Raw genomic sequence first — 24,786 nt, 5'->3', positions numbered from 1 at the left:
TCTTCTATCCCCGTGCCAGTCGCAGGTAAACCGCGGCCATTTCCAGCCGAACGGCCAATACTGCCAGTTGCTCCTCCACGCGCTGGGTGGCGGTCGGCGTGGTCGTGACACCCGAGTCGTCCTGCGCCCCCACCAGATACACGTCGTCGAGCCCGGCCACCCGGGCGGCCACGACCGTGCGCTCGGCGCTCAGCGTCAGCGCCAGCACCCGCAGCCGCTGCGGCAGCGGCCCGTCGATCTGCTCGTCGTGGAACAGCGCGTCCGTCACGCTGCCGTAAGCGTCGGGTCCGTGGCGCAGCGCGGTCACCGCGTCCGCCAGCCCGGTGGCCGCGACGACCTGCTGAGCGTTGCGCAGCAGCACCGAACTGCCGTGCCGGGCCAGCGCCAGCGTCGCGGCATTGTCTCCGGTCAACGCGACCCGGCAATCGGTCATCCGCGCGGCCAGCGTCTTGGCCGGATTGGTGAACAACTCGCGCGCGGCGCTGTTGCGTAGCGCCTCGGCGTCCAGTTCGTCGGCCAGCGCGGCGAGGTCGAATCCCAGCCTGGGGTCCACGGTCTGCAGCACCGCCAGACCGGCGGCCAGGTACCGGCACAGCCCGAACCCGTCCGGCGTCCACAGCCGCGGCGCCAGCACCGCGACCCGGCCGGCCGTCGAGTCCCGCAGCGGACCCTCGTACGGCGCCGCCACCACCACCCGCGCGCCCCGGCGCACCCCGGTCGCGGCCGCGCCGACCAGCGCCGGATCACCGGGGTCGTCCCCGGCCACGATCAGCACGTCCAGCGGCCCGACCCACGGCGGCGCCTCGGTCGCCAGCACGATCGGCGAGGCGGCGGCGGTGGTCAGGGTCGAAGCCAGCAGGACGCCCGCCGTCTCGGCGGTACCGCGGCCGGCCACCCAGATCACGCTGCGCGCACGGTCGTTCCCGCGCAGCGGATCCAGGTCACCTTCCTCCAGCGCGGCGGCCACGGTGCGCACCTGCGCGCCGGCCATCGACGCCGCCCGCAACAGGCCGTCCCGGTCGGCGGCGAGCAGGCCGTCGGCGTCCTCGAGGTCGATCGCCCCGACGGCGTTCACGTACCGGCCCCGGACCGGGCGCCCTGGGCCGCGATCCTTTCGCTGACCTGTGCGACCACCGCGTCCACATCCTCGATGCTGCGCCCCTCCACATTGAGCCGCAATAGCGGTTCGGTGTTGGAACTGCGCAAGTTGAACCAGCTGCCGTCGCCCAGGTCCACCGTCACCCCGTCCAGGTGATCGATGGAGTGGATCCGGCTGCCGAACGTCTTGAGCACCGCGTCCACACAGGCCGGTGCGTCGGCGACCTTGAAGTTGATCTCACCGGAGGATTCGTAGCGCTGATAGTCCGCGGTCAGCTCCGAGAGCGGTCGGTGCTGCTCGCCGAGGGCCGCCAGCACGTACAGCGCGGCCAGCATGCCGGAGTCGGCGCCCCAGAAGTCGCGGAAGTAGTAGTGCGCCGAATGTTCGCCGCCGAAGATCGCGCCGGTCTCGGCCATCAGCGCCTTGATATAGGAGTGACCGACCCGCGAGCGCAGCGGTGTGCCGCCACGTTCGGCCACCAGCTCGGGCACGGCGCGGGAGGTGATCACGTTGTGGATCACGGTGGCGCCGATCTCGCGGCCCAGTTCGCGGGCGGCCACCAGGCTGGTGACCGTGGACGGCGAGACCGGCAGGCCGCGTTCGTCGACGACGAAGCAACGGTCGGCGTCGCCGTCGAACGCCAGCCCGATATCGGCGCCGGTTTCGCGCACGAAGTCCTGCAGGTCCACCAGGTTCGCCGGGTCCAGCGGGTTGGCTTCGTGATTGGGGAACGTGCCGTCGAGCTCAAAGTACAAGGGCAGCAACGTGATCGAGCCGATCGCGCCCAGCACTGCCGGGGCGGTGTGCCCGGCCATGCCGTTACCGGCGTCCACCGCCACCCGCAACGGGCGCAGGTCGGCGGTGTTGACCAGCGAACGCAGGTACACCCCGTACTCGACCAGCACGTCTTTGTCGCTGACCGACCCGCGCGGCCGGTCCTGCGCGTTCGGCACCCCGGCGATCAGGTCCTCGCTGATGGACGTCAGTCCGGTGTCCTTGCCGACGGGTTTGGCGCCGTTGCGGCACAGTTTGATGCCGTTGTAGGCCGCCGGGTTGTGGCTGGCGGTGAACATCGCGCCGGGGCAGTCCAGCAGGCCGGACGCGAAGTACAGCTGGTCGGTGGAGGCCAGCCCGATCCGCACCACGTCCAGGCCCTGGCCGGTGACGCCGTCGGCGAACGCGGCCGCCAGCGACGGGGAACTGTCACGCATGTCGTGGCCGATCACCACCTGGCCGGCGCCCTCACCGCGCATCAGCCGGGCGAACGCGGCGCCGACGTCGGCGACGAACGGCTCGTTGATCTCTTCGCCCACCAGTCCGCGAACGTCGTAGGCCTTGATGACACGGTGGACAGCCTCCGCGGGCCATGACATTCTGCAGCGCTCCTGACGACGTGAACTCTTGGCCGCCAGCCTATCGGGACGCCTTAGTCAGCCGGGTCGGGCAGCACCCGCAAGTGTCCACGCCGGCGTCCGGACCGGTGTTCCGGCGGGGCCAACACGGACCCGCTCGGCGCGGCGTGCGCTCCGGCCGGATGCAGATGATCGCCGTTGGCGCGCGGGACGTCGTCGTATCCGTCGTATCCGTCTGTGCGCGTGCTGAACCCGTTGACGATCGCAGTTCCGCGGGCCACGGCACCCTCGCGTACCGCGTCGGCCAGCGCCACCAGGTCGTCCTCGTCGGGATTGGCGGGCTCGCAATTGAGCGGGCCGGCGTGGCGCACCAGGTCCCAGCCACGCGGGGCGGTGATGCGACCGGCATGGCCGACGCACAGGTCCCAGGAATGGGGTTCCCGCGCGGTGGCGAGTGGTCCGACCACCGCAGTGGAGTCCGAGTAGACGAACGTCAGCGTTGCCACTGCGTAGTGCGGACACCCGGGCCGGCAGCAGCGACGGGGTACGTTCACGCTCGAAAGGCTATCGCGGGTAAACGTCGCTGAAGCGCCGGACACGCGGGGTCCGATGTGTAACCGTTACCATCGGCGCGTGAGCGATTCCCGCGGCTCCGGCCGCAGTGGTCGGCCGGGGGGCGGCTGGACCGGGACGTCCGGGCACCGGTCCCGACGGCGGGGTCGCGAGCTGCGCGGTCCGTTGCTCCCGCCCACGGTGCCGGGCTGGCGCAGCCGCGCCGAGCGGTTCGACATGGCGGTGCTCGAGGCCTACGAACCCATCGAGCGGCGCTGGCAGGACCGGGTGTCGGAACTGGACGTCGCCGTCGACGAGATCCCACGGATCGCCGCCAAGGATCCCGGCAGCGTGCAGTGGCCGCCCGAGGTGATCGCCGACGGGCCGATCGCGCTGGCCCGTCTGATTCCCGCCGGAGTCGACGTGCGCGGCAACGCCACGCGGGCCCGAATCGTGTTGTTTCGCAAGCCAATTGAGCGACGAGCCAAGGACACCATCGAACTCGGCGACCTGCTGCACGAGATCCTGGTGGCGCAGGTGGCCATCTATCTGGACGTGGAGCCCTCGGTCATCGACCCGACGATCGACGACTGATCTTGGCCTGGGCGGCTCAGATGATGCCGCGCTTGAGGCGGCGGCGTTCCCGTTCGGACAGGCCGCCCCAGATGCCGAAGCGCTCGTCGTGCGCCAGCGCGTACTCCAGGCATTCATGACGGACCTCGCACCCCAGGCAGATCTTCTTGGCCTCGCGGGTCGAGCCGCCCTTCTCCGGGAAGAAGGCCTCGGGATCGGTCTGCGCGCACAGCGCCTTGTCCTGCCATTGGTCGGCAGGGACTTCCGGCAGCGGCTCGGGCTCGAATACGGCGGGCGCATCCGGGACGACGCTGAGATGAGGACGGACCGGTGCCGTCGGCATCGGCAGATGTGTCACGGCCGAGCCGGAGTTGGTGTGCGGCACGCCTCCCATTACGCCCCGAAGGTGCTCATAGGACATGACCCCGCCTCCTCGCATAGAGAATGAAATGGTTTCCCACTGTTCTGATGTACAGATGCCCAATTCGAACAAGTGATCGAATCTCGGTCTGCGACACCGGAACCGGCCGGCCAACCGGGAAATGACACTGATGTGATTAGACACGGGCGGGTGACCCTGGTCAAGCACTTCGCCGCATTTCCATACCATCTCGTGATCGAATTTCGGCGTTTCTGTTGTTCGGCCACATGGGCGTGTCGGACACAGTAGTATCACAAGTCCCTTGTGCCACAGTGGTTACCGAGGAGATCCCGGTTTCGGGGGGCGGGTACTGTCCTGCGGTGTGAAGGTCACCGTGCTGGTCGGCGGGGTCGGCGGCGCCCGATTCCTGCTCGGCGTGCAGCAGTTGCTCGGCCTTGGGCAGTTTGCTCGATCGGATCAGACCGAGCATGAACTGACCGCCGTGGTCAACATCGGTGACGACGCCTGGATCCATGGCGTACGCATCTGTCCGGACCTGGACACCTGCATGTACACCCTGGGCGGCGGGGTGGACCCGGAGCGCGGCTGGGGTCACCGTGACGAAACCTGGCATGCCAAAGAGGAACTCGCGCGCTATGGCGTGCAGCCCGACTGGTTCGGCCTGGGTGACCGGGACCTGGCCACCCATTTGGTTCGCACTCAGATGCTCAACGCCGGCTACCCGCTGTCGCAGATCACCGCGGCGCTGTGCGACCGCTGGCAACCCGGCGCACGGTTGCTGCCGGCCAGCGACGACCGCTGCGAGACGCACGTGGTGATCACCGACCCCGAAGCCGGGACCCGGCGGGCGATTCACTTCCAGGAGTGGTGGGTGCGTTACCGTGCCCAGGTACCCACCCACAGCTTCGCTTTCGTCGGAGCCGAAAAGGCCAGCGCCACAACCGAAGCGACGGCGGCCATCGGTGAGGCCGACGTAATCATGCTGGCACCGTCCAATCCGGTGGTCAGCGTGGGCGCCATCCTGGCGGTGCCGGGCATCCGGGCCGCGCTGCGGGCCACCGGCGCCGCAGTCGTCGGATACTCACCGATCATCGGGGGAAAGCCGTTGCGCGGCATGGCCGATGCCTGCCTTTCGGTGATCGGTGTGGATAGCACCGCGCAGGCGGTGGGTCGGTATTACGGTGCCCGCCGAGGCACCGGGATCTTGGATCACTGGTTGGTGCACGACGGCGACACCGCCGAAATCGACGGTGTGACCGTGCGTTCCATACCGTTGTTGATGAGCGATCCGGCAGCGACGGCCGAGATGGTGCGTGCCGGGCTGGATCTGGCGGGCGTGGCGGTGTGAGCGGGCCCGGTCCTCATTTCGAACCGGCGCTGCCGCCGGCGGGTGAGCACGGCACCGCGACTGCGATCGAAATACTGCCTGTCACCGGGCTTCCCGAGTTCCGTCCGGGTGACGACCTCAGTGCCGCCCTGGCCGCGGCGGCGCCGTGGCTGCGCGACGGGGACGTGTTGGCGGTCACCAGCAAGGTCGTGTCCAAATGCGAGGGCCGGCTGGTTCCGGCACCCCTCGATCCGGAGCGCCGAGACACCTTGCGCCGCAAGCTCGTCGACGGCGAAGCGGTGCGGGTGCTGGCCCGCAAGGAGCGTACGTTGATCACCGAGAACCGGCTGGGCCTGGTGCAGGCCGCCGCCGGGGTGGACGGATCCAACGTCGGCCGTTCGGAATTGGCGCTGTTGCCCGTCGACCCGGACGGCAGCGCGGCCGCGCTGCGGGCCGGGTTACGCGCGCGGCTCGGCGTCACCGTCGCCGTCGTCATCACCGACACCATGGGCCGCGCCTGGCGCAACGGTCAGATCGACGCCGCCATCGGCAGCGCGGGAATTGCTGTGCTGCATAACTATTCGGGGGCTGCCGACCGGTACGGCAACGATCTGGTGGTGACCGAGATCGCCGTCGCCGACGAGGTGGCCGCCGCCGCCGACCTGGTCAAGGGCAAGCTGACCGCGATGCCGGTCGCGGTGGTGCGCGGGTTGGACCCGGTGGACGACGGTTCGAGCGCGCGGCAGTTGGTGCGCGCCGGTTCCGAGGACCTGTTCTGGCTGGGCACCGCCGAGGCGCTGGATCTCGGCCGTCGTCAGGCGCAGCTGTCGCGTCGTTCGATCCGCCAGTTCAGCGACCAGCCGGTGCCACCCGAACTCGTCGAAGCCGCCGTCGCCGAGGCGTTGACCGCCCCGGCGCCCCACCACACCCGCCCGGTGCGGTTCGTCTGGCTGCAGACCGCCACGGTCCGAACCCGGCTGCTGGACCGGATGAAGGACAAGTGGCGCGCGGACCTCACCGCCGACGGCAGACCCGCCGACGCGGTGGACCGCCGGGTCTCGCGCGGCCAGATCCTCTATGACGCACCAGAAGTCGTGATTCCCATGCTGGTGCCGGACGGCGCCCACAGCTATCCCGATGCCGCGCGCACCGAGGCCGAGCACACCATGTTCACCGTCGCGGTCGGGGCTGCCGTGCAGGGGCTGCTGGTCGCGCTGGCGGTGCGTGGAGTCGGCAGTTGTTGGATCGGGTCGACGATCTTCGCCGCCGATTTGGTCCGCGCCGAGTTGGGGCTGCCCGCCGACTGGGAACCGTTGGGCGCGATCGCCATCGGGTACCCGGCCGAGCCCGCCGGGTTGCGCGACCCGGTCCCGGTCGACGACCTGCTGATCCGCAAGTGAAGACCTCCGCCGGCGCGGGTTTTGACAGACGAGGCGCGCGATGAACCTCCGGGACTCGGTGATCGAACTGCTGGGCGGTTGGGAGACACCTGACCCCGCCCAGGATGCGCTTCGGCAGGCCGTGCTGACCTTCGTGCTGGCCCGCGAAGACTCCTGCGTGCGCGAATGTGTACCGGGCCACGTCACCGCCTCGGCGTTGGTGTTCGACGACAGCGGCGAACGGGTGCTGCTCACCCTGCACCCCAGGCTGGGCCGCTGGGTGCAACTGGGCGGGCACTGCGAACCCGAGGACACCGACATCCTGGCCGCCGCACTGCGCGAAGCCACCGAAGAGTCCGGCGTCGACGGGTTGCGCGTGGACCCCGAACTCGTTGCGCTGCACGTGCATCCGGTCACCTGCTCACTGGGCGTGCCGACCCGGCACGTGGATCTGCAGTTCGTGGCCCATGCACCGGCCGGGGCTCAGATCGTGCTCAGCGACGAGTCCGACGACCTGCAGTGGTGGCCGGCCGAGGCGTTGCCGGACGGCACCGATCACGCCCTGAAGTACCTGGTGGACCGCGCCTCAGCGCGCCGCACGTCAGTGCGGCGAGCAGACGCAAAAGCCCCCTGAAACGGCCGTTTCAGGGGGCTTTTGCGTCTGCTCGCCACAACAACTAGACGTCGGACGAGTACCGGATTCCGCCGTCGGGAATCGAGACCCCCGGCCACACCCGCGCGCCGCGCAGCAGTTCGCAGCGCGCGCCGATGTCGGCACCGTCACCGATCACGCCGTCGCGAATCAGCGCCCGCGGACCGATGCGGGCGCCGAAGCCGAGGATCGAACGCTCGATCACACTGCCGGCCTCGACCTTGACGCCGTCGAAGACCACCGCGCCGTCCAGCCGCGCCCCCGGGCCGATCTCCGCACCCCGCCCGACGACGGTGCCGCCGATCAGCAGCGCGCCCGGCGCCACCGCGGCGCCGTCGTGCACCAACGACTCACCACGCTGCCCGTGCAGCGCCGGGGACGGCGCGATCCCGCGCACCAGGTCCGCCGAACCACGCACGAAGTCCTCCGGCGTGCCCATGTCGCGCCAATAGGTGGCGTCGACGTACCCGCACACCTTGACGTCGTCGGCCGAGAGCAGGGACGGGAACACCTCACGTTCCACCGAGACCTCCCGGCCCCGCGGAATCCGGTCGATCACGTCGCGCCCGAACACATAACAGCCGGCGTTGATCTGGTCGGTCGGCGGATCCTGCGTCTTCTCGAGAAAGGCGGTGACGCGGCCGTCGGAGTCCGTGGGCACGCAACCGAACGCGCGAGGGTCGCCCACCCGCACCAGATGCAACGTCACGTCGGCCTGATGCCCGTGATGGAACTCCAGCAGCTGGCCCAGGTCGGCACCGGACAGCACGTCGCCGTTGAACACCATCACGGTGTCGTGGCGCAACTTGCCGGCGACGTTGGCGATGCCACCGCCGGTGCCCAGCGCGTTCTCCTCGGTCACGTACTCGATCTGCAACCCCAGCTTGGAGCCGTCGCCGAACTCGGCCTCGAACACCTCGGCCCGATAGGAGGTACCCAGCACCACGTGCTCGATGCCCGCGGCCGCGATCCGCGACAGCAGATGGGTCAGGAACGGCAGCCCTGCCGTCGGCAACATCGGCTTGGGCGCCGACAACGTCAACGGTCGTAGCCGGGTCCCTTTGCCGCCGACCAGCACCACCGCGTCGACTTGATGGGTCGCCATCTCAACGCCGCCCTTCTGCCAGCTCCCGCCGCAACGACTTGCGCGACCGGCGCAGTGCGCTGCGCACCATCACGCGCGAACGCACCGCCAGCGACCCGCGCAGCGTCCAGCGCAGCGGAGCCCGCCACCATCCGGAATGCCGATCCGCCAAGAAGATATAGGTACTGCGGTGATGGGCGGCCAGATGGCTGGCCGGGTCACGGCCGGTGGAGTGACCCTTGTGGTGCAACACCTCGGCCGACGGCACGTACACCGACTGCCAGCCGGCCTTGCCGAGCCGGTCGCCGAGGTCGACGTCCTCCATGTACATGAAGTAGCGCTCGTCGAACCCGCCGACCTGTTCGAACGCCGCGCGCCGCACCAGCAGGCACGACCCCGACAGCCAGCCCACCGGCCGCTCACTGGGCTCCAGGTGCTCCTGGCGATAGGCCCGCGTCCACCTGTTGCGCGGATAGACCGGACCGAGCACCGCGTGCATACCGCCGCGGATCAGGCTGGGCAGGTGACGCGCCGAGGGGTAGACCGATCCGTCCGGGTCGCGGATCAGCGGACCGAACGCGCCGGCCCGCGGCCACCGGGTGGCGGCTTCCAGCAGCGCGTCGATGCTGCCGGGTCCCCATTGCACGTCGGGGTTGGCGACGATGACCCACTCGTCGACCCAGTTTTCGTCACGCTGAGCGAGCTTGGCGACGGTGCGGTTCACCGCGGTCCCGTAGCCGAGGTTGGACCCGGTGGGCAGCAACCGCACGTTGGGATAGCGCATGACGGCGGCCTGCGGGGTGCCGTCGGTGGAGCCGTTGTCGGCCAGCAGCACACTGACCGGACGCTCGGTGGCCAGCGACAACGACGCCAGGAACCGCTCCAGGTGCGGACCCGGGGAATAGGTCACCGCCACGACCGGCAGAACGTCAGTCACGCGTCGAGGGTAACGGTCGATCGGTCGAACCAAGGCCCGAAGCAGCTGTGATAGCCGCGACAAGCGCCGTGCGCCAGGGCCGTAACGGCATCAGTCCCGCCGCGGCCCACTCCCGGCTGGACAGCGCCGAGTAGGGCGGCCGCGGCGCGGGCCGGGGGAATTCGTCGGTGCCGCACGGATTGACCCGCTGCGGGTCGGCGCCGGACTCCTCGAACACCGCCCTGGCCTGCTCGAACCGGGAAACGATCCCCTCGTTGGCTATGTGCAGCAGCCGGCCGCTCACCTCGCTGTCGGCCAGTTCCAGCAATGCGCCGGCCAGGTCGGCCGCATAGGTCGGCGTGCCGACCTGGTCGTCGACCACCTTGATCGGGCCATCCCCGGCGGCCAGGCGCTGCATGACCGCGACGAAGTCGCTGCGTTGCACGCCGCCGGTGTAGACCCACGCGGTGCGCACCACGACGGCCTCCGGCAGCGCGGCGAACACGGCCTGTTCGCCGGCGAGCTTGCTGCGGGCGTAGACGCCTTGCGGTGCGGTCGGGTCGGCGGGCTCGTAGGGTCGCGGCTCGGCACCGTGAAAATCGCCGTCGAACACGTAGTCGGTGGAGACGTGGATCAGCCGGGCGCCGGTGCGCGCGCAGGCGCGGGCCAGATGTTCGGGTCCGGTCGCGTTGACGGCGTACGCGGTGGCTTCGTCGGTTTCGGCACCGTCGACGTTCGTGTACGCCGCGCAGTTGACGACGACATCGCCGGTCCGGATGATCTCGTCGGCCGCGGTGGGGTCGGTGATGTCCCATTCCGACGACGTCCTGGCCAGCACGTCGCGGCCGTCGCCGGTGGCATGCGCGGTCAACAGACTGCCCAGTTGCCCACCTGCCCCGGTGATCACCACCCTGCTCGCCACGGGATCGAGTCTGGCACGCCGGGTCCGGCTAACCGGAAAGCGGCTGTTGCGCAAGTAACCTACAGTGATGCCTGCGCAGAGTGTGGCTCGTGTGGTTCGTGTGATTTGCACGGCAATGGCCGTGATCGTCGTGCTCGGCACCGGGGTGGCCTGGAGCAACGTCCGATCCTTCGAGGACGGCATCTTTCACATGTCGTCGCCCGCGCTGGGCAGCGGGGCCGAAGACGGCGCGATCGACATCCTGCTGGTGGGTCTGGACAGCCGCACCGACGCACACGGCAACCCGCTCTCGGCCGAGGAACTGGCATCCTTGCGGGCCGGCGACGAGGAAGCCACCAACACCGACACCATCATCCTGATCCGGATCCCCAACAACGGGAAATCGGCCACCGCGATCTCGATCCCCCGCGACTCCTACGTCCAGGCGCCCAACCTGGGCAAGACCAAGATCAACGGCGTCTACGGCCAGACCCGCGAGACCAAGCGGGTCAGCCTGGTGCAGGCCGGCGCCTCGCCCACCGAAGCCGCGGCGGCCGGCACCCAGGCCGGGCGGGAGGCACTGATCAAGACCGTCGCCGACCTGACCGGCGTCACCGTCGACCACTACGCCGAGATCGGCCTGCTCGGCTTCGCGCTGATCGCCGACGCGCTCGGCGGCGTCGAGGTGTGCCTCAAAGAGCCTGTCTACGAACCCCTTTCGGGCGCCGACTTCCCGGCCGGCCGGCAACGGCTGGACGGCCCGCAAGCGCTCAGCTTCGTCCGGCAGCGCCACGAGCTGCCGCGCGGCGACCTGGACCGGGTGGTGCGCCAGCAGGCGGTGATGGCCTCGCTGGCCCACCGGGTGATCTCCGGCAAGACGCTGTCCAGCCCGGCCACGCTGAAGCGGCTGGAGGCCGCCGTCCAGCGTTCGGTGGTGCTTTCTTCGGGTTGGGACATCATGGATTTCGTGCGGCAACTGCAGAAGCTGGCCGGCGGCAACGTCGCGTTCGCCACCATCCCGGTCCTCGACGGCGCCGGGTGGAGCGACGACGGCATGCAGAGCGTGGTGCGGGTGGACGCACACCAGGTCCAGGACTGGGTCGCCGGCCTGCTGCACGAACAGGATCAGGGCAAGACCGAGGAGATCGCCTACACCCCCGCCAAGACCACCGCCCACGTCGTCAACGACACCGACATCAACGGGCTGGCATCGGCGGTGTCGGATGTGTTGAGCGCCAAGGGCTTTACCGCCGGCACCGTCGGCAACAACGAGGGCGGGCACGTCAAGGGCAGCCAGGTGCGGGCGGCCAAGACCGACGACCTGGGCGCCCAGGAGGTCGCCAAACTGCTGGGCGGGTTGCCCGTCGTCGCCGACTCGTCGCTACCGGCCGGATCGGTCCGGGTGGTGCTGGCCAACGACTACACCGGGCCGGGCTCGGGACTCGACGGCGCAACCGTCACTCAGCAGGCCCGCGTGTCCAACGCCGGATCCCCGAACTCCACCGTTCCGGCTCCGTCGCCGATCCTGACCGCGGGCTCGGAGAACCCCGAGTGCATCAACTGACGCTCAGCGCGGCGATCCTGGACCCGATGCTGCGCGCCGACCCGGTCGGCCCGCGCATCACCTACTACGACGATGCCAGCGGTGAGCGCATCGAGCTGTCCGCGGTGACGCTGGCCAACTGGGCCGCCAAGACGGCCAACCTGCTGCGCGACGAGATGGGCGCGGGGCCGCACTCCCGCGTGGCGGTGCTGTTGCCCGCACACTGGCAGACCGCGGCAGTGGTGTTCGGGGTGTGGTGGATCGGCGCCGAGGTGGCGTTGCAGGGACCGGCCGACCTCGCATTGTGCACGTCCGACCGGCTCGAGGAGGCCGACGAGGCGGCTTCCGGCGGTGAGGTAGCGGTGCTGTCGCTGGACCCGTTCGGCCAGCCCGCCCCCGGCCTGCCGATCGGCGTCACCGACTACGCGACCGCGGTGCGGGTGCACGGCGACCAGATCGTGCCCGAACCCGACCCCGGTCCGGCGCTGGCCGGGCAGTCGGCCGCCCAACTGCTGGCCGCATGCGCGCAATCGGCGGCGATGCAGGGCATCACCGCGACCGACCGGGTGCTGTCGACGGCGTCCTGGGAACGGCCCGAGCAGCTGGTGGACGGCCTGCTGGCGGTGCTGGCCGTGGGCGCGTCGCTGGTACAGGTGGCCAACCCCGACCCCGGTGCGCGGGACCGCCGCATCGAGACCGAAAAGGTCACCCGGGTCCTCTAGCCCTTTCGGCGAGGGTGCGCAGATGTGCCGCGACCCCCCGGTGCAACCGACATTTCGTGCACCCTCGACGGGCGGGGTGGACGGCATAGCGGCGGACCTACTGGCCGAACGAGATTTCCAGCAGGCTCTTCTTCTGCTCGGCGTATTCCTGTTCGCTCAACAGTCCAGCGGCGCGCTGCACGGCGATCTCGCGGATCGCGGCGGCGACGCCGGTCATGACGGTCCGCGGAGCGGGCAAGACCTCGACGTCCTCGGCCGGTGCATCCTCGGCGCTACCGGTGAGCCGCGCCGCGCTGCCATTCTTCTGACCGTCGGCGACAGCCGACGGGCCGGCCATCGCCTGCCCGGCCATCGCGCCGATTCCCATCGGGTTCAACGTGTTTGCCATGTCGAATCTTGCTGCCGCCGCTGCGGCGTTCGCGTTCGCCAGCGGTGTCATCAGTGCGGTCGGACGTACTTCGGCGGCGACCTGGGTCCAGCTCGGCGGTACCGTCAATCCCCCGACCATGTTCGCGCGCGCGAACGCCGCTGACAGCGTCGGGGTGGGGAGACCGCCGGGGGGCGGGTTCAGAAGGGGCGCCAGGAACGGCTCCACTGGCGCCGGCCCGGTACCCGGATAGGGCTCCACCCCGTTCCAGCCGCTGAATGTCTCATCGTCATCGATACTCGAAATGGCGCTGAACGCGGCAAAAGGTAACTCCGCGAAGGAACCGAGCACCTCGGTAGGTAGGACCCCGAAAAGGGACATTGCTTCGGTTGGCCCAGTGAAAAGGAACGCGAGCAGGCTGAGGAGTTCTAACTGTTCGAACTGGGCCGGTACCGCCATCGCGGACAACGCCTGCGGCACAACCGATATGGAACCTGGCGCATTGCCGGCGGAGGTGCCGATTTGGCTGATCGCGGCGGCTTGGCCGGCCGTCGCGCCCGCGTCGGTGTTCTGGTGGGGAGGGGTGAACGGAGTCAGCACGACCGCGGCTGCCGACGACGCTGCATAGTTATACATCGCCAGGCTGTCCTGCACCCACATCTCGGCGTACAGCGCCTCGGTGGCCGCGATCGCCGGTGTGTTCTGTCCCAGAAAGTTGGTCGCCACCAGCGCTGCCAGCAGGCTGCGGTTGGCGGCGATCTCCGGTGGCGGCACCGTGGCTGCGAACGCCGCCTCGTAGGCGGCGACCGCCGTCCATGCTTGAGCGGCGGTCTGCTCAGCCCGCGCAGCGGTGGTGCTCAGCCAGTCCAGATACGACCCGGCCGCTGCGCTCATCGCCGCGGACGACGGACCCGACCAAGCCCCCTCGGTGAGTTCCGACACCGCCGACTGGTATCCGGAGATCGTCGTGTAGAGAGCGTCGGCCACGCTTTCCCAGGCCTGCGCAGCTGACAGCATCGGCCCCGGGCCCGGACCGGCATACATCCGACCGGAGTTGATCTCCGGCGGATAGATGCCGAAATCCACTGCTGCACATACCTCTTCTGGATGACCACCGCAGTCGCCCGACGGATGGTTCAGCGACCGAGCAGGCGGTTCTTCTGCTCGGTGTATTCCTCCTCGGTCAAGATCCCCTCGTCGCGGAGCTTGGTGAATTCGCGTAGCTCGGCCGCGACGCCGGTGACCACAGCCCGCGGCTTGTCGTTGGGGCCATCGCGGGTTTCGCCGATCGTCGCGCTGTCACCGGCGGCTCCAGCCGTCCCAGCGGTTCTGGCGCGAGCGGATCCAGCTGCGTTCTTGGCCTCCTTGCCGCCGCGCCGACCGGCGCCGACGGTTCCGGCCATGGCCCGTCCGGCCATGCCCGCAAGTGCCATCTGGGCCATCGTGCCGGCCGAAGCGCCTCCCGCCGCCGGTGCTGCGCTCATCGCCGATTCACTCAGCGCCGGCAGCGTATACGCGACAGGACGCACCGATGGGGTGGCAACGGTCCACGCCGGCGGTACCGACAACGCCCCGACGGTGTTCGCCTCACCCAGACCGGCCGACAGCCTCGGCGGCGGCACCGTGCCCGCCGGCAAGTTGAGCAGCGGCGCCGGGAACGGCTTCACTGGCGCCGGCTCAGTGCTCGGAAAGGGTTCCACGCCATTCCAGCCGCTGAGGATCTCGTCGGTGTGCAGACCCACCAGGGTGGCGTAGATGGCCACCCCGAAGTTCACTACCCCGAGCACACCGGCAGGCACGCCGATAGCAAGGGTAGCGGCGGCCGCCGATACGCCCAAGGTGATGGCGGACAGATCGGCCAGCACGCCCAGCAGGAACAATGGGTCCTCCGCGGCCGCTGCCGGGCTCGCCGCAGCGCTCTGCAGCGCGCTGGGCACCGCGGAGAAGGCTCGCTGGGCGGCGCCGTCCGCGATGGTGGCCTGGCCGGCGACGGCTTGGTTGGCCATGCCGTCCGGGTTGGTGGTCGGCGGGGGTGGGTTGAACGGCGTCAGCTCGGTCGCCGACGCCGACGAGCCTGCATAGCCGTACATCGCCGCCGCGTCCTGGGCCCACATCTCCCCGTACTGTGCTTCGGTGGCAGCGATCGCCTGGGTGTTCAACCCGAACACATTGGTCGCGATCAGGGTCATCAGCTGACTGCGGTTGGCCGCCACCATCGGCGGCGGAACCGTCGCCGAGAACGCGGCCTGGTAGGCCGCTGCCGCGGCCTTGGCCTGAGCGGAGGTTTCTTCGGCCTGTGCAGCGGTGACTCGCAACCACGCCGCATACGACGCGGCCGCAGTGCTCATCGACGCCGACGACGGCCCCAACCAGGGACCGGCGGTCAATCCCGACACCACAGTGCGGTACGAATCCGCCGCCGAGTTCAGTCCGGCGGCGAGCGCAGCCCACGCCTCGGCCGCGGCCAACAACGGTCCCGATCCGGCACCGGCAAACATCCGAGCCGAGTTGACCTCCGGGGGATAACTCCCGAAATCCATGACTCGCCCCTCCTCGAGACACGTGGCCGCGGTGAACCCATCGCGCCGCTCGTGCTGCGGGATCCGGGACGACGGAATCACCGAACAGCCACTGTACAGCGACCGCGCACCGCGTGCCGCCAGCGAGGTCAGGCCGTATATCCCCGGCATCTAGCGCCGCAGACGACCCCCGTGTGGTGCCGCGAGGGTGCCCAAATGTACGGCGACACGCGGCCGGAACTGGCATTTTGTGGACCTTCGGCGAGGGTGGGGCGCCATTGTCCGGCAAATACATGTTGATATCGCAATATTTGGATGTTAACGTCGGGAAAACCCACAGAAAGGCGCGATGATGGCGGTGCAAGTGCTCTTGGCGAAGGCGGCATCGACGGTGGTCACCGGCGTGGTCGGGGTGACCGCGTATGAGCTGCTGAAGAAGGCCGTCGCCAAGGCGCCGTTGCATGAGGGCGCGGTCAAGGGCGCCGAACTGGGTCTGCGCGGCACCCGCAAAGCCGAGGAAGCCGCCGAGTCCGCCCGCCTCAAGATCGCCGACGTGATGGCCGAGGCCCGGGAGCGCATCGGCGAGGAGGCGCCCACCCCGGCGGTCGGAGACGTCCACGACCACGATCACTGATCGTGACCCTCGCTTTCGTCGAACCCGCCGACCCCACCCTGCCCGTCGTCTCCGACGCGGCCGGACGGATGCGGGTCCGGGTCGCCTGGGTGCACTGCGACTCGCGGCGTGCCGTCGCCGTGGAGGAAGCCGTCGCCAAGTGCGACGGGGTGCGCGTCGTGCACGCCTACCCGCGCACCGGTTCGGTGGTCGTCTGGTACTCCCCGAGGCGCTGTGACCGCACGGCCGTGCTGGCCGCGATCAGCCAAGCCGCCGCAATGGCCCCCAATCTCATCCCCGCGCGCCGACCCCACTCCGAGGAGATCCGCAACAGCGACGTGGTGCGGATGGTCATCGGCGGTGCGGCACTGGCGCTGCTCGGCATCCGCCGCTACGTGTTCGCGCGCCCTCCGCTACTCGGCCCGAGCGGCCGGCTGGTCGCCACCGGCGTCACCATCTTCACCGGCTATCCGTTCCTGCGCGGGGCGGTGCGCTCGCTGCGCTCGGGCCGCGCGGGCACCGACGCGCTGGTCTCGGCGGCGACCGTGGCCAGCCTCATCCTGCGCGAGAACGTCGTCGCGCTGACCGTGCTGTGGCTGCTCAACATCGGCGAATACCTGCAGGACCTGACGCTGCGCCGGACCCGCCGCGCCATCTCGGAGCTGCTGCGCGGCAACCAGGACACGGCCTGGATCCGGCTGGCCGACGGCAGCGAAGTCCAGGTTCCGATCGACAGCGTCGAAATCGGCGACGAGGTGATCGTCCACGACCACGTCGCCATACCGGTCGACGGCGAGGTGACGGCGGGCGAAGCCGTGGTCAACCAGTCCGCGATCACCGGGGAGAACCTGCCGGTGTCGGTCACCACCGGAGCCCACGTGCACGCCGGCTCGGTGGTGGTACGCGGCCGGTTGGTGGTGCGCGCGCAAGCGGTGGGCAACCAGACCACGATCGGCCGCATCATCACCCGCGTCGAGGAGGCGCAACACGACCGCGCCCCGATCCAGACGGTCGGCGAGAACTTCTCCCGCCGATTCGTGCCCACCTCGTTCGTCGTCTCGGCGCTGACCCTGCTGGTCACCGGCGACGTGCGGCGCGCGATGACGATGCTGCTGATCGCCTGCCCGTGCGCGGTCGGCCTGTCCACCCCGACGGCCATCAGCGCCGCAATCGGCAACGGCGCGCGCCGCGGCATCCTGATCAAGGGCGGCTCGCACCTCGAACAGGCCGGCCGGGTCGACGCGATCGTCTTCGACAAGACCGGCACGCTCACCGTCGGGCGACCCGTCGTCACCAATATCGTTTCGCTGCACAAGGATTGGGAGCCCGAGCAGGTGCTGGCCTATGCCGCCAGCTCGGAGATCCACTCCCGGCACCCGTTGGCCGAAGCCGTCATCCGCTCCACCGAGGAACGCCACATCAGCATTCCCCCGCACGAGGAATGCGAGGTGCTGGTCGGCCTGGGCATGCGGACCTGGGCCGACGGCCGCACCCTGCTGCTGGGCAGTCCGGGTCTGTTGCGCGCCGAGAAGGTCCGGGTGTCCAAGAAGGCACAGGAGTGGGTGGACAAGTTGCGCGGCGAGGCCGAGACGCCGCTGCTGCTGGCCGTGGACGGCAAGTTGGTGGGGTTGATCAGCCTGCGCGACGAGGTCCGGCCCGAGGCGACCGACGTGTTGAACAGGTTGCGCGCCAACGGGATTCGCCGCATCGTGATGCTCACCGGGGACCACCCCGACATCGCGCGGGTGGTCGCCGACGAGCTGGGCATCGACGAGTGGCGCGCCGAGGTGATGCCCGAGGACAAGCTCGAAGTGGTCCGCGGGCTGCAGGCTGAGGGCTACGTGGTCGGGATGGTCGGCGACGGCATCAACGACGCGCCCGCGCTGGCGGCCGCGGACATCGGCATCGCGATGGGTCTGGCCGGAACCGACGTCGCGGTGGAGACCGCCGACGTGGCGCTGGCCAACGACAACCTGCACCGCCTGCTCGACGTGCGCGACCTGGGCGCGCGCGCTGTGGACGTGATCCAGCAGAACTACGGCATGTCCATCGCCGTCAACGCCGCCGGGCTGCTGATCGGAGCGGGTGGCGCGCTGTCACCGGTGCTGGCCGCGATCCTGCACAACGCGTCGTCGGTGGCTGTGGTGGCCAACAGTTCCCGGCTGATCCGCTATCGACTGGAGTAGTGGCGAGCAGACGCAAAAGCACCAATTTCGGGACGAAATTGGGCGCTTTTGCGTCTGCTCGCCCAGCTAACAGCAGTCCTCGCCGCGCCAGGCCCGCACGCCCTGCCACGCGGCGATGCCCGCGACCGCGAGCCCGATCACCGGGTCGATCCACCAACCGCCCGGCCAGGCCGCGGTGACAGCCAGACCGACCAACACCCCGGCGGCCTGGACCGCACACAGGTAATTCTGGGTGCCCTCCCCCGTGGTGGCCCCGGAATGCAGACGTGCCCCCAGGCGGTGGTTGGCCCAGCCCAGCGCCGGCATCAGTACCAGTGCCAACGCGGTCAATCCGATCCCGATCAGCGAGGTCTCGGCGTGCTCACGGATCAGCAGATGGCGGATGGATTCGGCGGCGACGTAGGGCGCCACCAGCCAGAACGACAGCGCGACACCGCGCTGCGCACGCCGTTCGGCGGTCGCGGACAGCGTGCGGTCGCCACTGAACCGCCACACCACCATCGCGCTGGCCAGGCCCTCGGACCCGCCGCCCAGCGCCCAACCGGTCAGCGCGACCGACCCGACGGCCAACCCCTGCCACAACCCCACGCCGCCCTCGATGAGCAACACCGCCAGGCTGACCCAGGCCAGTCGGCGGGCCCATTGCGCGTTGCGCTGCCAATCGGCGCCGCGGATGTCCGGCCGCGTCCGCGCATGGTCACTGACGTGATGATCGTGCGCCCCGGTCGCCATCTCCATCCCATGATGCTAACGGCGGTGCAGATCTGCCCAGGGACCTCGTTACTGTGTCTAACCAATAGCTCGCGGCGGAAGAAAGACCACGAATGGCGCGCACCGCCGTATTGCACCAGGAAGGCCGATAGATGCCGAACAACGCCCCCGCCAAACCGCTGGACGGATTTCGGGTCCTCGATTTCACCCAGAACGTCGCCGGGCCGCTGGCCGGACAGGTGCTGGCCGACCTGGGCGCCGAGGTCGTCAAGATCGAGGCCCCCGGCGGCGAGCAGTCCCGGCGACTGACCTCGGTGCTGCCCGGACGCCCGCCGCTGCCCACCTACTTCCTGCCCAACAACCGCGGCAAGAAGTCGGTGACCGTCGATCTCACCGATGACGCGGCCAAACAGCAGATTCTGCGGCTGGCCGACACCGCCGACGTGGTGCTCGAAGGTTTCCGGCCCGGGGTGATGGAGCGACTCGGTCTCGGTCCCGACGAACTGCGGACGCGCAACCCGAAACTGATCTACGCCAGGCTGAGCGCCTACGGCGGCCGCGGACCGCACGGTTTGCGTCCCGGTGTCGACCTGATGGTCGCCGCCGAGGCCGGGATGAGCACCGGCATGCCGACACCCAGCGGGAAACCGCAGATCATCCCGTTCCAACTGGTCGACAACGCCAGCGGCCACGTGCTGGCGCAAGCCGTGCTGGCCGCCCTGCTCAACCGGGAACGGCACGGGGTCGGCGATCTGGTCGAAGTCGCGATGTATGACGTCGCGGTCGGACTGCAGGCCAACCAGCTGACCATCCACCTGAACAAGACCGGCGCGCCGCCGCCGGCCCCGAAATCCGACGCTCCGGTCAAGAAGCGCAAGGGCGTCGGATTTGCCACCCAGCCGTCGGACGCTTTTCGGGCCTCGGACGGCTACCTGGTCATCAGCGCCTATGTGCCCAAGCACTGGACGAAGCTGTGCCAGATCATCGGCCGGCCCGAACTGATCGACGACGAGCGGTTCGCCGACCAGCGCTCGCGGGCGATCAACTACCCCGAGCTGACCGACGAACTCGAGTCGGCGCTGGCGGCGAAGACCGCTGCCGAATGGGTCGAGCTGCTGCAGGAGGGCGGCTTGATGGCCTGTCTCGCCTACAGCTGGAAACAGGTGGTCGACACCCCGCTGTTCGCCGAGAACGACCTCGCGCTCGTCGTCGGGGAAGGCGACGAAGCGGTGACGGTCATCCGCACCCCCGCGCGCTTCGCCGCCTTCGACGCCCGGGTGACCGATCCGCCGCCGGCCGCCGGGCAACACAATGCGCTTTACCTCACCGAAAGCTCCTAACGAGGCCGGCCAGTACATGGCCTTTCTTTGAATTACGAATGAATCGGGCGGGCCGCAAAGGATTCACCGGGGGCTACGGGGAGGATTTGGTCATCCGGCCGTAGTGGGATTCACATGTTTGCTGGACTCAGATAGGACGTCTCCCGCTTGGTCCGACGCTCGGTGGACACGCAACTGGCAGATCCCGTTCACCCAGATCCGGCAGGGTGGTCCTGCCCGCAGTCGACGACGGCCGCGACGTGTTGGTGACCGGTTTCGAGGAGTCTTATGGGCAGCACCGCTGAGGGTTCCGTCAAAGCGCCGGAGCACCGAAAGATCCTGGCGAATCTGCGACATGACCTTCCGGCGTCGCTGGTGGTCTTCCTGGTGGCACTGCCGCTGTCGCTGGGGATCGCCATCGCCTCGGGCGCGCCGCTGGCCGCCGGCCTGATCGCCGCGGTCGTCGGCGGCATCGTCGCCGGCTCGCTCGGCGGCTCGGCGGTCCAGGTGAGCGGGCCGGCCGCGGGCCTGACCGTGGTGGTCGCCGAGCTGATCGAGGAGCTCGGCTTCGAGATGCTGTGCCTGATGACCGTCGGGGCGGGAGCGCTGCAGATTCTGTTCGGCGTCAGCCGCATGGCCCGCGCCGCGCTGGCCATCGCACCGGTGGTGGTGCACGCCATGCTGGCGGGCATCGGCATCACGATCGTGCTGCAGCAGTTCCACGTCCTGGTCGGCGACCATTCGCGCAGCTCGGCGTGGCAGAACCTGACGGCGATCCCCGGCGGCGTCCTGAATCACGAACTGCCCGAGGTGATCGTCGGTTGCACCGTGATCGCCATCCTGTTGCTGTGGTCGAAACTGCCACCCAAGCTGCGGATGATCCCCGGTGCCCTCGTGGCCATCGTCGTGGCGACGGCGCTGGCCCATGTGTTCGACATGGCCGTCGAAACCATCAATCTGAAGGGCGGCTTCTTCGACGCCGTCGGCTTCCCCAAGCTCCCCGACCACGCCCCGCACGACCAGCCGTGGAGCGCGAAGATCAGCACCATCGGCTTCGGTGTGCTGACCATCGCGCTGATCGCCAGCGTCGAGTCGCTGCTGTGCGCGGTGGGCGTCGACAAGCTGCACAACGGCCCGCGCACCAACTTCAACCGGGAGATGATCGGACAGGGCAGCGCGAACATGCTCTCCGGTGCGCTCAGTGGGCTGCCCGTCACCGGCGTCATCGTGCGCAGTTCGGCCAACGTGGCCGCCGGCGCTCGCACCCGGATGTCGGCGATCCTGCACGGGGTCTGGGTGTTGCTGTTCGCCTCGCTGTTCACCAACCTGGTGGAACTCATCCCGAAGGCGGCGCTGGCCGGCCTGCTGATCGTGATCGGTCTGCAGCTGGTCAAGCTGGCCCACGTGCAATTGGCTTGGCGCACCGGCAACGCCGCGATCTACAGCATCACCATCGTCTGCGTCGTGTTCCTGAACCTGCTCGAAGGTGTGGCGATCGGGCTGGCCGTCGCGATCGGCTTCCTGCTGGTGCGCGTGGTACGGGCACCCATCGAGGCCAAACCGGTGGGTGAGGAGACCAAGCAGTGGCGCGTCGACATCGACGGCACGCTGAGCTTCCTGTTGATGCCGCGCCTGACCGGGGTGCTGTCGACCTTGCCGCAGGGCTCCGACGTCACCCTCAACCTCAACGCCGACTACATCGACCATTCCATCTCCGAAGCCATCTCGGACTGGAAGGTCAGTCACGAAGCCAGCGGCGGCTCGGTCGTCATCAACGAGATATCGCCGGCCAATCTGTCCACCGCGCAACACAAACCGCCCACACGGCACTTCACCTCCCGCTCGCTGCGCGAGGCGCCCTGGCCGTCGCGGCGGGACCAGAACGGCGACCGGACCGATACTTCGATCCTCGACGGCGTCGAGCACTATCACCGGCACGGGGTGAACAACCTGCACCACCACGTCCCCGAACTGATCGATTCACAGAACCCGGACACGCTGTTCCTCACCTGCGCGGATTCCCGGATCCTGCCGGACACCATCACCGCCAGCCGGCCCGGTGATCTCTACATCGTCCGCAACGTCGGCAACCTGGTGCCCACCGATCCCGCCGAGCACTCGGTGGACGCCGCACTGGACTTCGCGGTCAACCAGTTAGGCGTGACTTCGGTGGTGGTGTGCGGACATTCGGCCTGCCGCGCGATGCAGGCACTGTTGGACGACGACACCGACGACACGAGTAGCCCCATCAACAAGTGGCTGGGGCATGCCCGGGAAAGCCTGGCGGCCTACCGGGACAACCATGCGGCGCGAGAAAGCAGCGCCCGCAACGGCTTCCGTTTCAGCGAAGTCGACCAACTGGCCATCGTGAACGTCGCGCTGCAGGTCGACCGGCTCAGCCGCCACCCGCTGTTGGCGTCCGCGTTGGCATCGGACGCCATTCAGGTGGTCGGCATCTTCTTCGACTTCGCCACCGTGCACGTGCATGTGGTGGACCGGAACGGGATCGTGCACACCGCCGAACCCGCCGAAGCCCGCTAGCTCTGCGGCAGCCGCACGACCTGAAGGAAGAACTCGTCGATCTGCCGGACGGCGTTCATGAACTGGTCCAGGTCCACCGGCTTGGTCACGTAGGCGTTGGCGTGCAACTTGTAGCTGCGCAGGATGTCCTCCTCGGCCGACGACGTGGTCAGCACCACGACCGGGATCCCGCACAGCTCGGGGTCGGACTTGATCTTCTGCAGTAGTTGGCGCCCGTCGTATTTCGGCAGATTCAGGTCCAGCAGGATCAGGTCGGGTCGGGGCGCGTGCTCGTAGGCGCCGCGCTTGTAGAGGTAGTTCAGGCCCTCTTCGCCGTCGTGCGCGACGTGCAACCGGTTCTTGAGCTTGTTGTGCTCGAAGGCTTCTCGGGTGATGAGCTCGTCGCCTGGGTCGTCTTCGACCAGCAGGATGTCGATCGCCCGACCGGATGGTGTCATTCGTGTGCTCCTTCTACAGTGACCAAGCCTTTTGCGATTTCCTTCGCGCCTCCGCCGGCCCCCCCGATGGGTTCAGCGTTGGACTCCGGGACCGGAAGGGTGAACTCGAACCGTGTCCCATCGGTGTACGAGGTGTCGACCCACACGGTGCCCCCGTGGTGCTCGACGATCTTCTTACATAGCGCGAGACCCAGACCTGTTCCACCATAGGCGTCGCGACCATGCAGCCGCTGGAAGATGATGAAGACCTTGTCGACGAACTCCGGCTGGATGCCGATGCCGTTGTCGGCCACGCTGAGCAACCAGTAGCCCTCGCGCTTACCGGTGCCCGGCTGGCAGTCGATGACGACCCGGGGCGCGCGGTCCTCCCGCCGGAATTTCACCGCATTGCCGATCAAGTTCTGCCACAACATGGTCAGCAAGGTCGGGTCTCCGCAGACCTGCGGCATGCGCGGGTTGCGCCGGACGATCTCGGCCCCGGACTCCTCGATCGCGACGGCCAGATTGGCCACCGCCGAATCCAGCGCGGTGTCGAGTTCCACCTCGGTGTACTTGGTGTTCAGCCGGCCCACCCGGGAAAAGCTCAACAGGTCGTTGATCAGCACCTGCATGCGCTTGGCGCCGTCCACCGCGAACCCGATGTACTCCACACCGCGGGCGTCGAGCTTGTCGGCGTAGCGCCGCTCGAGCAACTGACAGAACGACGCCACCTTGCGCAGCGGCTCCTGCAGGTCGTGCGAGGCGACGTAGGCGAACTGCTCGAGCTCGGCGTTCGAACGCCGCAAATCGGCGGCCTGCTCGTCCAATTGTGCTTGCGTTTCCTGGGATTCGACCAGCCTCTGCACGATCACCTGGCGCATGTTCTCCACGTCGGCTGCCATGCCCCGGATGTCCGCGGGCCGCTGCGGCAGTTCGATGCGGTCGTTGAAATGACCGTCGGCGATCGACCGGCAGGACCCGGCCAGGTTGTCCAACGGACGGTTGACCGCGCGCTGGATCAGCAAACCGAGCAGTGCGGCGGTGGCGATGAAGATCAGCACCATGCCGCCCAGCACCCTGTCGCGCCAGTCGTTCATGCGCTCGAGTCGCGCGGCACCGATGTCACGGGCCGCGCTCAGGTGTGCATTCTGCGTGTCGAAGAGCCCGCGCAGATAGTCGAAGTCGGCTTTGCCCAGCGCCGCCGTGGCATTCGGCACCACCATCGGGGAGTTCGGAGTCACACGCGAGATCAGCGGCTCCGCGTAGTCTCTGCGCCAGTTGGCGGCGGCCGTCTCGATGGCGTCCAGGTCAGCCAACAGATCGGCGTGCCGGGCCAACCGAGACCGGATGTCCTGCGACGCCGCCTGTTCGGCGCGGACGCCGTCGTAGTAGGGCGTCAGGAACTGCGTATCGGCGGAGATCAGGTAACCGCGCAGCCCCGTCTCCTGATCGCGCAACGCCGCCTGCAACTGGGATGCCGAAACACGCGAGGGCTGGACGTCGTCGCGCAGCGACCGCGACACCTCGTCGGTGCGGTCCAGCAGCAACGCGCCCACCACTGAGCCCAGCAGCACCAACAGCCCCATCGCGGATAGCACGGAGGCCAGCCATCCCCGCACGGTGAGCTGCGGC

The 24,786-nt window shown here is 68.9% G+C and carries 22 protein-coding genes; 10 read left to right on the top strand and 12 right to left on the bottom strand.

Translation table 11 applies throughout. The features are described 5' to 3' along the window. Positions 1–4 precede the first annotated feature (4 nt). From AC5Y4D_RS08935 to AC5Y4D_RS08925, 3 genes are read right to left on the bottom strand one after another with little or no spacing between them, the layout of a single operon-like run. Positions 5–1,075: a TobH protein gene (locus AC5Y4D_RS08935; RefSeq protein WP_499941750.1), complete on the bottom strand. Its 1,071-nt coding sequence runs from the start codon at positions 1,073–1,075 to the stop codon at positions 5–7. Continuing rightward, positions 1,072–2,472: a phosphomannomutase/phosphoglucomutase gene (locus tag AC5Y4D_RS08930; protein WP_499941748.1), complete on the bottom strand. Its 1,401-nt coding sequence runs from the start codon at positions 2,470–2,472 to the stop codon at positions 1,072–1,074. Before AC5Y4D_RS08930 ends, AC5Y4D_RS08935 begins: the two co-directional genes overlap by 4 nt. A gap of 53 nt (positions 2,473–2,525) precedes the next feature. After that, positions 2,526–3,005, bottom strand: coding sequence for a DUF3499 domain-containing protein (locus AC5Y4D_RS08925; RefSeq protein ID WP_499941746.1), 480 nt, complete (start codon positions 3,003–3,005; stop codon positions 2,526–2,528). 172 nt (positions 3,006–3,177) lie between these two features. On the opposite strand from AC5Y4D_RS08925, the gene AC5Y4D_RS08920 reads away from it, so the two are divergent. After that, positions 3,178–3,597 (top strand): metallopeptidase family protein, encoded by a 420-nt coding sequence (locus tag AC5Y4D_RS08920; protein ID WP_499941915.1) that lies wholly within the window; start codon positions 3,178–3,180, stop codon positions 3,595–3,597. 16 nt (positions 3,598–3,613) lie between these two features. Here AC5Y4D_RS08920 and AC5Y4D_RS08915 read toward each other — a convergent pair whose 3' ends face one another. Beyond that, complete coding sequence (locus tag AC5Y4D_RS08915; RefSeq protein ID WP_499941913.1) at positions 3,614–3,970, bottom strand: WhiB family transcriptional regulator; 357 nt, start codon at positions 3,968–3,970, stop codon at positions 3,614–3,616. Between the two features lie 349 nt (positions 3,971–4,319). Here AC5Y4D_RS08915 and cofD point away from each other — a divergent pair, with 349 nt between their 5' ends. Genes cofD through AC5Y4D_RS08900 form a run of 3 tightly spaced genes read left to right on the top strand, consistent with a single transcriptional unit; the run spans position 4,320 to position 7,298 of the window. Beyond that, a complete protein-coding gene (gene cofD / locus AC5Y4D_RS08910; RefSeq protein ID WP_499941744.1) occupies positions 4,320–5,306 on the top strand; it encodes a 2-phospho-L-lactate transferase in 987 nt (328 codons plus the stop codon). Positions 5,307–5,335: 29 nt separating this feature from the next. Then, positions 5,336–6,685, top strand: a complete 1,350-nt coding sequence (locus tag AC5Y4D_RS08905) for a coenzyme F420-0:L-glutamate ligase (protein ID WP_499941911.1) — start codon at positions 5,336–5,338, stop codon at positions 6,683–6,685. 40 nt (positions 6,686–6,725) lie between these two features. Further along, a complete protein-coding gene (locus AC5Y4D_RS08900; protein ID WP_499941743.1) occupies positions 6,726–7,298 on the top strand; it encodes an NUDIX hydrolase in 573 nt (190 codons plus the stop codon). A gap of 43 nt (positions 7,299–7,341) precedes the next feature. Here AC5Y4D_RS08900 and manB read toward each other — a convergent pair whose 3' ends face one another. Genes manB through rfbD form a run of 3 tightly spaced genes read right to left on the bottom strand, consistent with a single transcriptional unit; the run spans position 7,342 to position 10,238 of the window. Further along, a complete protein-coding gene (manB, locus tag AC5Y4D_RS08895; protein WP_499941741.1) occupies positions 7,342–8,421 on the bottom strand; it encodes a mannose-1-phosphate guanylyltransferase in 1,080 nt (359 codons plus the stop codon). Between the two features lies 1 nt (position 8,422). Then, positions 8,423–9,337, bottom strand: coding sequence for a glycosyltransferase family 2 protein (locus AC5Y4D_RS08890; protein ID WP_499941739.1), 915 nt, complete (start codon positions 9,335–9,337; stop codon positions 8,423–8,425). Then, the gene (rfbD, locus tag AC5Y4D_RS08885) at positions 9,330–10,238 is read right to left on the bottom strand and encodes a dTDP-4-dehydrorhamnose reductase (protein ID WP_499941737.1); all 909 of its coding nucleotides are present in this window, start codon (positions 10,236–10,238) and stop codon (positions 9,330–9,332) included. Before rfbD ends, AC5Y4D_RS08890 begins: the two co-directional genes overlap by 8 nt. A 64-nt stretch (positions 10,239–10,302) precedes the next feature. Here rfbD and AC5Y4D_RS08880 point away from each other — a divergent pair, with 64 nt between their 5' ends. Together AC5Y4D_RS08880 and AC5Y4D_RS08875 are read left to right on the top strand one after the other, a co-directional pair. Then, complete coding sequence (locus AC5Y4D_RS08880; RefSeq protein ID WP_499941735.1) at positions 10,303–11,781, top strand: LCP family protein; 1,479 nt, start codon at positions 10,303–10,305, stop codon at positions 11,779–11,781. Beyond that, positions 11,769–12,482 carry a TIGR03089 family protein gene (locus AC5Y4D_RS08875; protein WP_499941734.1) on the top strand — a complete coding sequence of 238 codons (714 nt, stop codon included), beginning with the start codon at positions 11,769–11,771 and terminating at the stop codon, positions 12,480–12,482. Before AC5Y4D_RS08880 ends, AC5Y4D_RS08875 begins: the two co-directional genes overlap by 13 nt. A gap of 97 nt (positions 12,483–12,579) precedes the next feature. Here AC5Y4D_RS08875 and AC5Y4D_RS08870 read toward each other — a convergent pair whose 3' ends face one another. Both AC5Y4D_RS08870 and AC5Y4D_RS08865 read right to left on the bottom strand, forming a co-directional pair. Then, entirely contained in the window at positions 12,580–13,935 is a 1,356-nt protein-coding gene (locus tag AC5Y4D_RS08870) for a PPE family protein (protein WP_500036958.1), read from the bottom strand. A gap of 50 nt (positions 13,936–13,985) precedes the next feature. Continuing rightward, on the bottom strand, positions 13,986–15,389 hold the full coding sequence (locus AC5Y4D_RS08865; protein WP_500036957.1) for a PPE family protein, SVP subgroup: 1,404 nt from the start codon (positions 15,387–15,389) through the stop codon (positions 13,986–13,988). Positions 15,390–15,720: 331 nt separating this feature from the next. On the opposite strand from AC5Y4D_RS08865, the gene AC5Y4D_RS08860 reads away from it, so the two are divergent. Together AC5Y4D_RS08860 and ctpC are read left to right on the top strand one after the other, a co-directional pair. Then, complete coding sequence (locus AC5Y4D_RS08860) at positions 15,721–16,002, top strand: DUF1490 family protein (RefSeq protein ID WP_499941731.1); 282 nt, start codon at positions 15,721–15,723, stop codon at positions 16,000–16,002. A gap of 68 nt (positions 16,003–16,070) precedes the next feature. Then, positions 16,071–18,167: a manganese-exporting P-type ATPase CtpC gene (gene ctpC, locus AC5Y4D_RS08855; protein WP_500036986.1), complete on the top strand. Its 2,097-nt coding sequence runs from the start codon at positions 16,071–16,073 to the stop codon at positions 18,165–18,167. Between the two features lie 66 nt (positions 18,168–18,233). On the opposite strand, the gene AC5Y4D_RS08850 is transcribed toward ctpC, so the two are convergent. Beyond that, positions 18,234–18,899, bottom strand: a complete 666-nt coding sequence (locus tag AC5Y4D_RS08850; RefSeq protein ID WP_500036985.1) for a cation efflux transmembrane domain-containing protein — start codon at positions 18,897–18,899, stop codon at positions 18,234–18,236. A gap of 131 nt (positions 18,900–19,030) precedes the next feature. On the opposite strand from AC5Y4D_RS08850, the gene AC5Y4D_RS08845 reads away from it, so the two are divergent. Both AC5Y4D_RS08845 and AC5Y4D_RS08840 read left to right on the top strand, forming a co-directional pair. Beyond that, on the top strand, positions 19,031–20,218 hold the full coding sequence (locus AC5Y4D_RS08845; RefSeq protein ID WP_500036956.1) for a CoA transferase: 1,188 nt from the start codon (positions 19,031–19,033) through the stop codon (positions 20,216–20,218). Between the two features lie 267 nt (positions 20,219–20,485). Continuing rightward, positions 20,486–22,738 (top strand): SulP family inorganic anion transporter, encoded by a 2,253-nt coding sequence (locus AC5Y4D_RS08840; protein ID WP_500036955.1) that lies wholly within the window; start codon positions 20,486–20,488, stop codon positions 22,736–22,738. On the opposite strand, the gene AC5Y4D_RS08835 is transcribed toward AC5Y4D_RS08840, so the two are convergent. Beyond that, complete coding sequence (locus AC5Y4D_RS08835) at positions 22,735–23,175, bottom strand: response regulator (RefSeq protein WP_499941726.1); 441 nt, start codon at positions 23,173–23,175, stop codon at positions 22,735–22,737. The genes AC5Y4D_RS08840 and AC5Y4D_RS08835 overlap by 4 nt on opposite strands. Beyond that, entirely contained in the window at positions 23,172–24,740 is a 1,569-nt protein-coding gene (locus AC5Y4D_RS08830; protein ID WP_500036984.1) for a sensor histidine kinase, read from the bottom strand. Before AC5Y4D_RS08830 ends, AC5Y4D_RS08835 begins: the two co-directional genes overlap by 4 nt. Positions 24,741–24,786: the final 46 nt, after the last annotated feature.

Source organism: Mycobacterium sp. NGS67 (assembly GCF_059812185.1).
The sequence above is the reverse complement of the archived record's forward strand: the minus strand, read 5'-3'. Positions and strand labels throughout refer to the sequence as shown.